Below are 12,508 nucleotides of genomic sequence, written 5' to 3'. Positions count from 1 at the left end.
TCCTTTCATCAGAAAGGAACTGCCTTTTTATGTGAAAAGCCCGGGGGCTTCTGTTTTAATCAATATTGCAGCAGCATCTGATCCAGGCGTTCATTAAACTCGCCCATCGAAATCAACTCGACTTGGCGTGCGTCGTAATCCTGTTCGTCGAGATAAGAGTCCACATCGACTTCGCCCGGTACATTTTCCACCACGATATCATTATTCAAATAAACGATTAGAACGCGTTCGGCGTCAGCGGTAAAATTGTTGTTCATCTTTCTTTGACCTCCAATAAAGCAAGTGATTTCAAAGCTTGCGTGTTTGTTTCCAACATAACTCCCACGCCTTTCTTACACGCTGCAAGCGCGTTTGAAACGGGGATTTTTTTCCTCGGAGTCAGGCGGACCGGCACTTACAATTTTTACAAAAAAACGTATTGACACGATTTATAGGCGATGCTATATTGATGTATAAATAATTCTTACTAAACTTATAGGATTTGTTTATTTTGTCCACCGGATCACCGGAGACGCGAAGACAAAGTTCAGTAGGGAATGTGAAAAGCTAGACAACGAGGTGCCAAATTCGAAAGGGGTATATGTACATGGCTGCTTTAAAATCGCATTCTTTCAAAAGGGTTCTCGGACGCTCTGTTTCCGTCCTTGCCCTGACTTCGCTGCTCACCGGTTTAACCGCATGCGGCGGAGGAAACGAAACAACATCTACGAAAACGGGAACCGAAAACGGCGGCTCTGCACCAAAATCGGTCGAACTGCTTAATGTATCCTATGACCCGACGAGAGAACTGTACCAGGCATACAACGAAGCTTTCATCAAGTACTGGAAAGAAAAGAAAGGCCAGACCGTAACGGTCAGCCAGTCTCACGGCGGTTCGGGCAAACAAGCCCGCTCGGTCATCGACGGACTGGAAGCGGACGTGGTTACGCTTGCGCTGGCTTACGATATCGATCAGGTTCAAGCGGCGGGTCTTATTGATAAAGGCTGGGAAACGGAATTGAAAGACAACAGCACTCCATACACATCGACGATCGTATTCCTCGTACGCAAAGGCAATCCGAAAGGAATCAAGGACTGGGACGATCTCATCAAGCCGGGCGTGTCCGTCATCACCCCCAATCCGAAAACTTCCGGCGGAGCGCGCTGGAACTACGTGGCGGCCTGGGGCTACGCGCTCAAGAAAAACAACAACGACGAAGCCAAAGCCAAGGAATTCGTAACTCAATTGTTCAAAAACGCGCCGGTGCTCGGAACGGGAGCGCGCGATTCAACGACCACTTTCGTGGAAAGGGGCCTCGGCGACGTCCTGATCGCGTGGGAGAACGAAGCCTACCTGTCGCTCAACGAGCTGGGCAAGGATAAGTTCGAGATCGTAACGCCTTCGATCAGCGTGCTGGCGGAGCCTCCGGTAGCGGTAGTTGACAAGAATGCCGACAAGAAAGGCACGAAAGAAGTGGCCCAGGCGTATCTGGACTACCTTTATACGGAGGAAGGACAGAAAATCGCCGCGAAAAATTACTACCGGCCGCGTCTGGAATCCGTCGCGAAGCAGTACGAAAATCAATTCAAGCCGGTGAACCTGTTTAAAATCGACGATCCCGAATTCGGCGGCTGGGCCAAAGTCCAGAAAACACACTTCGCCGACGGCGGTGTATTCGACCAGATTTACAAACCGAAATAATTATGCGTGCCCGGGTGCGACGGTACAAACCGGCACCACTCGGTCTGCGATCAAGGGGACGTGTTCGCAATGGGAAGACGAAACAAAACGAAACGTATTTTACCCGGGTTCGGCTTGTCGATGGGCTTTACGGTGCTTTACTTGAGCCTGCTCGTGCTTTTCCCGCTTTCCGCGGTCGTGTGGAAAACGACGGGGCTGACCTTCGACCAGTTCTGGCAGGCAGTCACCGATGAACGGGTGGTCGCTTCCTACAAGCTCAGCTTCGGCGCTTCTTTAGCGGCTGCGCTGGTCAACACCGTATTCGGCCTGCTCGTGGCCTGGGTGCTTGTGCGCTACCGCTTTCCGGGCAAACGGTTCGTCGACGCGCTGGTCGACATGCCTTTTGCGCTTCCGACGGCCGTGGCCGGCATCGCGCTGACAAGCCTGTATGCCGACAACGGCTGGATCGGCAGCCTGCTCGCTCCGCTCGGCGTCAAGGCGGCGTATTCGCCGCTTGGCATCATCATCGCGCTCACGTTTATCGGGCTTCCGTTCGTGGTCCGCACCGTGCAGCCCGTGCTGCAGGAGCTGGAGCACGAAACGGAAGAGGCCGCCGTGAGCCTCGGCGCTTCACGCTGGCGTACGTTCCGCCGCGTCATTTTCCCGCAGCTCGTGCCCGCGCTGCTGGCGGGGTTCACCCTCGCCTTCGCCCGGGCGATCGGCGAGTACGGCTCCGTCGTCTTCATTTCCGGCAACATGCCGATGAAGACGGAGATTACGCCGCTGCTCATTATGACGAAGCTGGAGCAGTACGACTATGCCGGAGCGACGGCCATTGCTCTGGTCATGCTGATCATCTCGTTCGTGCTGCTGCTCGTCACCAACGCGCTGCAGATGAAATCCAACCGGCGGGTGAGCGGATGACCGCGAAAGGAGCTGAAGCATAATGGCAGGCAACGTAGCTGCAAATCTGAACGGACCTTCGTCAGAACCGGCGAAGCATATCACCGAACCCAGGGTCGTCCAGTGGCTTCTGATCGGGGGAGCCCTGCTTTTTCTCGCCCTGCTTCTGGTGCTGCCGCTTGCGACCGTTTTTATCCAGGCCTTCAAAAAAGGCACCGAAGTGTATCTGGCGGCCTTGACCCAGAAGGAGGCGTGGGCGGCCATCCGGCTGACGCTGACGACTGCGGCGATTGCCGTGCCCCTGAACGTGGTGTTCGGCGTGGCGGCCGCTTGGGCGATCACGAAGTTTAAATTTCGCGGGAAGAATGTGCTGGTTACGCTGATCGACCTTCCGTTCGCCATTTCGCCCGTCATTGCCGGTCTCATGTTTATCCTGCTGTTCGGGACGAAAGGCTGGTTCGGTCCGTGGCTGGCCGATCACGATCTCAAGATCGTGTTTGCCCTGCCGGGCATCGTGCTCGCGACCGTCTTCATCACCTTCCCGTTCGTTGCGAGGGAACTGATCCCGCTTATGCAGGCTCAGGGCACACAGGAGGAAGAAGCGGCGGCGACACTCGGCGCCAAAGGCTGGCGCATATTCTGGAAAGTGACCCTTCCCAACATCAAGTGGGGACTGCTGTACGGAATTATTTTATGTAATGCGAGAGCGATGGGGGAGTTCGGCGCCGTCTCGGTCGTCTCGGGTCATATCCGGGGCAAGACGAATACCGTTCCGCTCCATATCGAGATTTTATACAACGAATATCAATTTTCGGCTGCATTTGCGGTTGCTTCCCTGCTCGTTATGCTGGCCGTGCTGACGCTGATCGTGAAAAGTCTGGCCGAATGGAAGTTCCATCAGTCCAACCGGCAGCATGCCGATTCCGGCTTAAACCAGGCAACGGAGGGGAGTTAACCTATGCATATCAGTGTAAGAGGAATCAACAAGTCGTTCGGCTCCTACGAAGCCGCCAAAAATATCTCGTTCGACATTGAGCAGGGCAAGCTGATCGGCCTTCTGGGACCGAGCGGAGGAGGCAAAACGACGATACTCCGGATGCTTGCCGGACTGGAGTCGCCCGATTCTGGGGAGATCCTGTTCCATGGCGAAAAGGTGAATGCCCTTATGCCGCAGGAACGCCATATCGGGTTTGTTTTTCAGAACTATGCGCTGTTCAAGCACATGTCCGTGTACGACAACATCGCTTTCGGCCTCCAGGTGCAGAAGCGCGGCAAAGCGGAGATCCGCACCCGCGTCCATGAACTGCTGCAGCTGACCGGCCTGGCGGGTCTGGAGAAGCGGCTGCCGCACCAGCTGTCCGGCGGCCAGCGTCAGCGGGTGGCCTTCGCCCGGGCGCTCGCTCCCGAGCCTCAGCTGCTCCTGCTGGATGAACCGTTCGCGGCGATTGACGCGAAAGTGCGCAAGGAGCTGCGAAGCTGGCTGCGGGAAATGATTTCCCGGGTCGGCATCACGACGATCTTCGTCACCCACGACCAGGAAGAAGCGGTCGAGGTAGCCGACGAAATTATGATCGTCAACAAAGGCCGGATCGAGCAGAAAGGCTCGCCGATCGACATTTACCGCGAACCGCTGACTCCGTTCGTCGCTTCCTTTATCGGTGAATCTTCGCCGCTGGAGGAGGCCGGCTCCCTGATCGGGTTCGCCGATGCGGGCGAGGCGTCCGCTATCGTCCGGCCGGAGTTCGTGGAGATCGGGCTGCCCGGCGAAATCAGCCGCCAGACGGCATCGGCGGAGGCCGTTGTCAGAAGCACCTATTTCCGCGGATCAAACTGGCAGGTCGAAGTGGAGAGCGGACCTTACCGACTGGTCGGTTACCGTTCGCTGGAACTGCCCCAACTGGAAGCGGGGGACCATGTCCATGTTCTGGTCCACCGATTGTACATCTTCGACGGTAACCAGACCAAAACCGTTGAAAATGCCTTAAAAAACGATCCCATGCCGGTTCATATCTGATCCGGACCACACAGAAGCGCACTTGCAGAAAGGACTAGGGCTATGGAACATCACATCACAATCCCGAGCGGGGATTTAGAACTGGCGGCTACGCTGCACTATCCGACGGACGGGGAGGCCGCCGACTGCCGGGGAGGCGCGGGCAAATGGCCGGTGGTCATTATCTGCCACGGCTTTATCGGCAACCGGATCGGCGTCGACCGGCTGTTCGTCAAGACAGCGAGGGCTTTGAGCAGCCAAGGCTACATGGTGCTCCGCTTCGATTACGGCGGCTGCGGCGAAAGCACCGGCGATTACGGAGCGGGAGGACTCGATCCGATGATCGCCCAGACACGCCGGGTGCTGGATTACGCGCTCAGCCTGGACTGCGTGGACCCCGGCAGCGTGACGCTGCTGGGCCACAGCCTGGGCGGTGCGGTCGCCCTGCTGACCGCCGCATCCGATCACCGCGTGCGGACCCTCGTGATGTGGTCGGCCGTAGCCCACCCGCACAACGATATTGTACGAATTGTCGGCAAGGAAGCTTATCGTCAGCTGGAGCCGGACAAAGGCATCGACTATCAGGGGTATCTGCTTACCCCGGCTTTTTTCGACTCTCTCTCCAAGCATCAACCGTTCGAGCAGCTGCGCAAATTCGGGGGAGATGTTCTCATCGCACACGGCACGGCGGACGAAGACATACCGGTAGATTACGCCCCGCTTTATCAAAAAATGTTCTGGCTCCGGGCGGACGGACGCTGCGATCTGGAACTCATTTTCCAGGCCGACCACACGTTCTCGAACCGGGACGCCACCTTTACTTTAATAGGCAAAACGTCCGCTTGGCTGGTAGACCTGCAGAAGCGTAAAAGAGAATGGTACGATTGGATGATTTGAATCGAGAGTAGAGAGGATGAGAATTATGGCCAAACCTGTTGAACTGAATGAAGTCTGGATTGACCGGATCATTCAAAGCATTAACGGATTGGAGTACGGAACCGTTCAAATCATTATTCATGACGGTCGGGTTGCTCAAATCGAGCGGACGGAACGGAAACGTTTCGACAACGAGACGAAGCGGAGCGCGGCAGGCGCCGAAGCCAAGCTGCATATCGAACGCAAAGCGAGCGACGGCAGGGGATAGCCTCCTTTTTCTTGAATCCTGTACTTAATGAAGACCTGTTATCCATAGGGATAGCGGGTCTTTTTCGTTGTTATGGCTTGAAACTAAGGGGTACGGGAAATAATGTTAGATATTGGAATCGAAAAGAAGGTACGGCCATTCAAGCGTGAAATAAATTCAGCGTGAAGTCTATCTCAATCCATGATACAATTCTTGATTAGCGGCAAGGAAAGGACTGGAATTGATTGGACAAGGCAGAAGCATGGTTTAAGTTAAAAGAGCGCCGGACGACGATCGGCACGGAAGTGCTGGCGGGATGCACGACGTTTATGACGATGGCGTTCGTAGTGATCGTGAACCCCGGCATTCTAAGCGCATCCGGTATGGATTTTCATGCGGTGTTCATCGCAACGATCCTGACGACTATATTATCGACGCTTATTATCGCACTGGCGGGCAACTACCCGATCGTCATCGCTCCCGGCATGGGCATTAATGCGTTCTTTGCCTTCGGCGTCGTTCAGGGAGCGGGGGTATCCTGGCAGGTAGCGCTGGGCTCCGTATTTTTGGCCGGACTTCTTTTTATGCTGATATCACTCAGCCGGCACGGCCGGTTGTTGATCGAATCCATTCCGGCTTCGCTAAAATATGCGATCACAGCGGGCACGGGATTGTTTATTTGTTTTGTAGGGCTGCAAAACGCCAAGCTGATCGTCGCTTCACCGGATACGCTCGTCACAATCGGAAGCCTGCACGAGCCGGCGGCTCTGCTGTCCGTTATCGGACTTGTGCTCACACTGGTCTTGATGTCGTACCGCGTCCGTGCGGCGCTTTTTATCGGAATGCTGCTGACGGCCGCGATCGGCTGGCTGATGGGGCTGCTGATTTTGCCGGATCACTGGTTCGCTTGGCCCGGAACGATGACGGGGACGTTTATGCAGATGGACGTGAAAGGCGTATTCGAGCAGGGGCTGTTTGCCGTCACGTTTACGTTTCTGCTGATCTCGGTGTTCGATACGACGGGAACATTGGTCAGTCTGGCGGAGCAGGCGGGACTCATGAAAAACGGCGTTTTTCCCCGTTCCCGGAGCGCGCTTATGGCGAACGCCGCAGGCGTTACGGCCGGTGCCGTAATGGGAACAAGTCCGGTTACGACGCTGATCGAATCGGGCTCGGGAATAGCCGCAGGGGGCCGGACGGGTTTGACGGCGGTCGTCACCTGCGCGCTGCTGGCCGCCACGTCATTTCTGGCCCCGGTAGCGGAAACGCTGGCTAACCTGCCGTCGGTCACGGCGCCCGCGCTGATTGTGGTCGGGTATTATATGATTACCGACCTGCTGCATATCGACTGGAAAGATTTCGAAGAATCTTTCCCGGCTTTTCTCGTTCTCGTTACGATGCCGCTGACGTACAGCGTATCGACGAGCATCGGGATCGGATTTATTTTTTACATTGTGCTGAAGGCGGCCCGGGGACGGTTCAAGGAAATCCATCCTGTGCTTTACGTGTTCGCTGCGCTGTTTATCGTGCAGATCGGATTTTTCCATGGCTGATCCCCGTTCCGCTCAAACCGAAAAACAAGGGTGATCGGATGAAAGAAAGTCATTTTCATTTAAACGAAGAGACGCAGACGCCTGTCTTTGTTTACCGGTGGGAGCCGGAACCGGGCACTCCCCTTCGAGGCGCCGTACAGATCGCGCACGGCATGGCGGAACACGCGCTGCGCTACAAGCGGTTTGCGGAGAAGCTCACGGCCCGAGGTTATATCGTCTACGCGAACGACCACAGGGGGCACGGAAGAACGGCCGCCCACAAGAACGACTTGGGATACCCGGGGCCTGACGGGTTCGCGGGGATGACGGACGATATGATCGATCTGGGCAGACGGATTCATGAGGAACAGGGCGGGCTGCCTCTGTATCTGGTCGGGCATAGCATGGGCTCGTTCCTTTCCCAGAAAGTCATGTACCGGGCTCCGCAGCTATATGAAGGCGTGGCGCTTCTCGGGACGAACGGACCGAAAGGCGTAATTTTGAAAGCGGGCGTTCTGCTGGCGAAACTGCTCGTTACCCGCAGCGGCGACTGCGTGCGCAGCAAGTTTCTGAGCCACACGGCGCTCGGCAGCTTTAACCGGCCTTTCCGTCCGAACCGGACGGAATTCGACTGGCTCAGCACGGACGAGGCGGAGGTCGATAAATTCGTGAAAGATCCGCTTTGCGGGTACGTCTGCACAACGGGATTTTTTAAAGACTTTTTTATCCATCTGTCCGATATTCATCTGAAACGTCATATGCGGAGCATTCCGAAGCACCTTCCGGTCCTCCTTCTGGCCGGTGATAAAGATCCCGTCGGCGGGCAGGGCAAGGGCGTGAGACGTCTTGCGGCCTTGTACCGTAAACTGGGGCTGGAGCAGGTGGACTGCAAGCTGTATGAGAACAAACGTCACGAGATTTTGAACGAAGTGAACCGCGAAGAAGTGATGGAAGACGTGATAAGCTGGCTCGTTTCTACCGGGGGCCTGATTAAAGAACCCGCTACATCCTGAGGAGCAGACCGGACCGCGAAAGCGGTCTATTTTTTTAGATGCCGGCCACCGTATAATTAGGGCTTAACAAAAATTCCAAATAAAGGTATTATGGAATCATCTAATCAGGGATGTGATCTTCATAGTGGTTACCGGCACGGTGGTTGGTCTGCTTTTGTCGGGCTTCGTGGCCTGGAAGACTTATCAAGCCCGGCAGGCTTTTAAGAAGGTAGGCGTTGTGGTGGCGAAGGGACACATGTATCCACTCGATTTTTGGGTTTTTGCTGCCAGCATGCTTGTCGTTGTTCTTTTGATGGGGCAAGACGGCTTGTGGTTTGCCGCATTATGCGGATTCATCTTCTATCTGGAATGGGTTAGACTGTTTTATTTGGGTACGGAAGGACTTAAAACCGGGACGAAATTTTACAAGCGCAGCAGGTTGATCACTTACGAAATTACGGAAGGAAACGGTCCTGTCATCCATATTATTGTGGCGGGTGAGATGGACCCCGTACGGCTTTCCTGCAAGGAGAACGATTTTGCTATCCTGAAGGATCAGGTGATCCGTTATTTCGAGGAAAGGCCGGAAGGCTCCCGGTCGGCGGACACGGGAAGAGGGACCATTTCCACGGTGTGAGAACGGGAAGCATGGCGTATAAAAACAAATAAGAAACGTCCTGCGGCTGACCGGTGAATTCCGGATCGCTGCAGGACGTTTCTTATTTAAGCGGAAGGCAGCGCCTGCCCTTCGTTCAGTAAAGGCCGAGCGAGATATATTTGATCTCTAAATATTCCTCGATCCCGTATTTGCCGCCTTCCCGGCCGAGGCCGCTTTCTTTCATGCCTCCGAACGGGGCTTGGGCGGAAGAAGGCAGGCCGTCGTTTACGCCGACGATGCCGTACTGGAGCCGTTCGGCGAGGCGGATGGCGTGATTGATGTTGGAAGTGAACACGTAGGACGCGAGCCCGTAAGGGGAATCGTTCGCCTGCCGGACGGCATCGTCCGGATCTGTAAACTCGACGATCGGTGCGACGGGGCCGAACGTTTCTTCCTTCATGATCAACATGGAGCTATCCACACCTGTCAGCAGAGTCGGCTCGAAAAAGTAGCCGGCACGCTCAGGCACTTCCCTCCGGCCGCCGCCCGTAATGACGGTTGCTCCGCGTTCCACGGCATCCGACACGTGCTTCTGAATCTTGTTCAGGCCGTCTTCGTCAATGACAGGCCCGATTGCGGAGTCCGGGTTCATGCCGTCGCCGACTTTCAGGGCCCGGATTTTATCCGCCAGCAGCTTCTCGAACGCCGGGCGAATGCCCTTCTGGACGTAAATCCGGTTGGCGCAGACGCAGGTTTGTCCGGCATTGCGGAACTTCGACAGCAAGGTCTGCTCGGCGGCGAGCTCCGCGTCGGCATCGTCCAGCACGATCACCGGGGCGTGTCCGCCCAGCTCCAGCGATATTTTCTTCATCGTATCGGCGGAAGCGCGCATGATGTGCTTGCCCACCTCCGTCGATCCGGTGAAGGTCACTTTCGCTACCCGGGAGTCCGCAAACAGCGTATCGCCGATCACGGAAGCTTCTCCGGTCACGATGTTGACTACCCCGGCGGGTATTCCGGCTTCTTCGGCCAGCTTGGCCATGTACAGCGCCGTTAACGGCGTCTGCTCCGCAGGCTTGACGATGCAGGTGCAGCCTGCCGCGAGCGCCGGACCTACCTTGCGCGTAATCATGGCGGCGGGGAAGTTCCAAGGCGTGATTGCGGCCACGACACCAACGGGCTGACGCAGGACAAACATCCGCTTGCCCGAGCTGGTCGCCGGGATGATGTCCCCGTAAAGCCGCTTGGCTTCCTCGGCATACCAGGATATGAAGCTGGCCGCATAGGCGATTTCGCCCTTGGCTTCGGACAACGGCTTGCCCTGTTCGGCCGTCATCGTTCTGGCCAGATCTTCCTGATGCCGCATCAGCAGGTGGTACCAGCGCATCAGCATATCGGAACGCTCGTAAGCGGATAAAGTGCTCCAAGATTGAAAAGCGGTGTGTGCCGCTTCGATAGCGGCCTTCGTTTCGGCTTCCCCCGAATCCGGTACGGTCGCAATCTCGCCAAGAGTGGAAGGGTTAACGACCGAAATCGTCTTACCGCTGTCCGCTTCGATCCATTGGCCGTTCACGTAATTCAGCCAGCGTTCGGAAGTGCTGCCGGAAGTTGTCGTAGTCATGAAGATCTCCTCCTTTTTGTTACAAAAAAAGCTTACGCAGTAAAAAAGGCGCAAAATCGCCTTTTCGGAAAAACATACATGAGGTGAATGCCGGGCAAATGAAAGCAGGCGGAGCCCGTAAAGCTTTTCGCCAGCCGGTATCCCTAATGTATTATACCCCTTCCAAAAGCCGATCGCACACCGGGCCTCCTGCGGGTTCTATTTCAATGCTTTCGCGGGTTTGCGGCAGGGAAACAGCCCGTGGAAAATGCCTCAATATCCCAGGGGGATTGGGGGATTTTATCATAAGCGGCGGATCCTTTCCAACTTGCGGGTATCAGCGTCAGCTAAAACGGGTATCTATGAAAGGAGGCTTTTACCGCAAACCGGTAAGGCGTCCGGCAGGACTAAGAGCAAATAAGCACGGCATTTACCGGAACCGTCAACGCGCTCTTGTCACGAGAGACCGAAGAAGATTGAACGGAAGGAAGGGTGAAATCATGACCGAACAACAACCATCTATGGAGCAAAATACGAAGCTGCGCACCGCAGGTGATTCTCTGGGTCAGGTTCAGCTCCCGGCCGATGCCTATTACGGAGCTCAGACTCAGCGCGCGGTGTTGAATTTCCCGATCAGCGGATACCGTCTGCCGAGGGAGTTTATCAAAGCCCAGGGCATTATTAAAGCATCGGCCGCTGCCGTACATAAAGAACTGGGCGAGCTGGACGGCGAGATCGCGGATGCCATCCTGGCGGCGGCGGACGAAGTGATCGAAGGGCGGTGGGACAGCCAGTTTGTCGTCGACGCTTTTCAGGCCGGGGCGGGAACGTCGCAGAACATGAACGCCAACGAGGTGATCGCCAATGTTGCGCTTGAGAAACTGGGGCTGGAACGCGACCGCAAGGACAAGATCCATCCCAATGATCATGTGAACAAAGGCCAGTCCACCAACGATACGATTCCGACGGCAATTTGCATTTCCGTGCACGAATCCGTGGAGCGGAAGCTCCTGCCCGCCCTGGATAAGCTGATCGGCGAGCTCGCGAACAAGTCAAGGGAGTTCCATTTGGTCGTAAAATCGGGCCGCACCCATTTACAGGACGCGGTTCCGCTCCGCCTGGGACAGGAGTTCGAAGGCTACGCGGCCACTATCGGCCAGATGCGAAAGCAGCTGGAGCAGGCCGCGGACGGCCTCCTGGAGCTGGGCATAGGCGGCAATGCCGTCGGCACGGGCGTGAACACCCATCCCGAATATGCCGCCAGGATGGTGGCGGAGATCGGACGCCGCACAGGCACACCTTACCGGCAGGCCCCGAGCCGGTTCGCCTTTATGCAGAACCCGTCGGCGGCTCTGCGTGTAAGCGGGCTTCTCCGGGATTTGGCCGTGCATCTGATCAAGCTGTCCAGCGATATCCGCCTGCTTAATTCCGGCCCGCAGACGGGCCTTGCCGAAATCCGGCTGCCTGCCGTACAGCCCGGCTCTTCCATTATGCCGGGCAAGGTGAACCCGGTCCTGCCGGAGATGCTGTATATGGTCTGCTGCCAAGTGATCGGCAACGACACGGCGGTGCAGACCGCGATGATAGGCAGCCAGCTTGAAATCAACGTCATGATGCCGGTCATCGCCCATAATGTTCTGCAGTCGGCTCACATTTTGAGCACCGCGGCGGAAGCGTTCTGCGAACGCTGCGTGAAAGGGATCGAAGCCGATGAGGAGCAGTGCCGTTACTGGATGGACCGCAGTTTGTCCCTGGTAACGATGCTGAATCCGGTTATCGGTTACGACAAAGCGGCCGAGATCGCGAAGGAGTCGCTGAAAACGCAGAAGCCGCTTCGTCAGCTCGTCGTCGAGAAGGGGATTCTAACCGAGGACGAGTGGGAGCGGATTGTCCAGAACAGTCTTTCCGAATAAAACGGAAGCCGCCCGCTTGGGAATTCAGACAGGTTGGCCGAAAAAAAGTCCCGGCTCGTGCAGTATCCTGCATGCACGAGCCGGGACTTTTTGTGTGGAATAAACAGGGACTGGCGCGGGGAAACCGTTTGTGTTTCTGAACCGCCGTTTTCTGTCTTCCTTCCGTGCGGTTCAAACGGCTTTTAGCGCGTGAA

General features: G+C 56.1%; 12 protein-coding genes. 10 read left to right on the top strand and 2 right to left on the bottom strand.

Going from position 1 to position 12,508, the window contains the following annotated elements:
- Nucleotides 1-59: 59 nt before the first annotated feature.
- Nucleotides 60-257: a hypothetical protein gene (locus PCH01S_RS07170; RefSeq protein WP_042228037.1), complete on the bottom strand. Its 198-nt coding sequence runs from the start codon at nucleotides 255-257 to the stop codon at nucleotides 60-62.
- Nucleotides 258-586: 329 nt separating this feature from the next.
- On the opposite strand from PCH01S_RS07170, the gene PCH01S_RS07165 reads away from it, so the two are divergent.
- From PCH01S_RS07165 to PCH01S_RS07125, 9 genes are all read left to right on the top strand, one after another.
- The gene (locus tag PCH01S_RS07165) at nucleotides 587-1,681 is read left to right on the top strand and encodes a sulfate ABC transporter substrate-binding protein (RefSeq protein ID WP_042228035.1); all 1,095 of its coding nucleotides are present in this window, start codon (nucleotides 587-589) and stop codon (nucleotides 1,679-1,681) included.
- A gap of 69 nt (nucleotides 1,682-1,750) precedes the next feature.
- A complete protein-coding gene (cysT, locus tag PCH01S_RS07160) occupies nucleotides 1,751-2,584 on the top strand; it encodes a sulfate ABC transporter permease subunit CysT (RefSeq protein ID WP_042228033.1) in 834 nt (277 codons plus the stop codon).
- Nucleotides 2,585-2,606: 22 nt separating this feature from the next.
- Nucleotides 2,607-3,518 (top strand): sulfate ABC transporter permease subunit CysW, encoded by a 912-nt coding sequence (gene cysW, locus PCH01S_RS07155; protein ID WP_042228031.1) that lies wholly within the window; start codon nucleotides 2,607-2,609, stop codon nucleotides 3,516-3,518.
- Nucleotides 3,519-3,521: 3 nt separating this feature from the next.
- Nucleotides 3,522-4,577, top strand: coding sequence for a sulfate/molybdate ABC transporter ATP-binding protein (locus PCH01S_RS07150; protein WP_042228029.1), 1,056 nt, complete (start codon nucleotides 3,522-3,524; stop codon nucleotides 4,575-4,577).
- A 42-nt stretch (nucleotides 4,578-4,619) separates the two neighbouring features.
- Nucleotides 4,620-5,453 carry an alpha/beta hydrolase family protein gene (locus tag PCH01S_RS07145; protein ID WP_042228027.1) on the top strand — a complete coding sequence of 278 codons (834 nt, stop codon included), beginning with the start codon at nucleotides 4,620-4,622 and terminating at the stop codon, nucleotides 5,451-5,453.
- 25 nt (nucleotides 5,454-5,478) lie between these two features.
- A complete protein-coding gene (locus PCH01S_RS07140; RefSeq protein WP_042228026.1) occupies nucleotides 5,479-5,700 on the top strand; it encodes a YezD family protein in 222 nt (73 codons plus the stop codon).
- A gap of 224 nt (nucleotides 5,701-5,924) precedes the next feature.
- Nucleotides 5,925-7,232: an NCS2 family permease gene (locus tag PCH01S_RS07135; protein WP_042228025.1), complete on the top strand. Its 1,308-nt coding sequence runs from the start codon at nucleotides 5,925-5,927 to the stop codon at nucleotides 7,230-7,232.
- A 38-nt stretch (nucleotides 7,233-7,270) separates the two neighbouring features.
- Nucleotides 7,271-8,224 (top strand): alpha/beta fold hydrolase, encoded by a 954-nt coding sequence (locus tag PCH01S_RS07130; RefSeq protein WP_042228024.1) that lies wholly within the window; start codon nucleotides 7,271-7,273, stop codon nucleotides 8,222-8,224.
- Between the two features lie 124 nt (nucleotides 8,225-8,348).
- Nucleotides 8,349-8,840: a hypothetical protein gene (locus tag PCH01S_RS07125; protein WP_042228021.1), complete on the top strand. Its 492-nt coding sequence runs from the start codon at nucleotides 8,349-8,351 to the stop codon at nucleotides 8,838-8,840.
- 115 nt (nucleotides 8,841-8,955) lie between these two features.
- On the opposite strand, the gene PCH01S_RS07120 is transcribed toward PCH01S_RS07125, so the two are convergent.
- Nucleotides 8,956-10,422, bottom strand: a complete 1,467-nt coding sequence (locus PCH01S_RS07120) for an NAD-dependent succinate-semialdehyde dehydrogenase (protein ID WP_042228020.1) — start codon at nucleotides 10,420-10,422, stop codon at nucleotides 8,956-8,958.
- A gap of 479 nt (nucleotides 10,423-10,901) precedes the next feature.
- On the opposite strand from PCH01S_RS07120, the gene PCH01S_RS07115 reads away from it, so the two are divergent.
- Nucleotides 10,902-12,314: a class II fumarate hydratase gene (locus PCH01S_RS07115; RefSeq protein WP_042228018.1), complete on the top strand. Its 1,413-nt coding sequence runs from the start codon at nucleotides 10,902-10,904 to the stop codon at nucleotides 12,312-12,314.
- The last annotated feature ends 194 nt before the right edge of the window (nucleotides 12,315-12,508 follow it).

The organism is Paenibacillus chitinolyticus NBRC 15660 (assembly GCF_000739915.1).
Lineage (GTDB): Bacteria > Bacillota > Bacilli > Paenibacillales > NBRC-103111 > Paenibacillus_F > Paenibacillus_F chitinolyticus.
The sequence above is the reverse complement of the archived record's forward strand: the minus strand, read 5'-3'. Positions and strand labels throughout refer to the sequence as shown.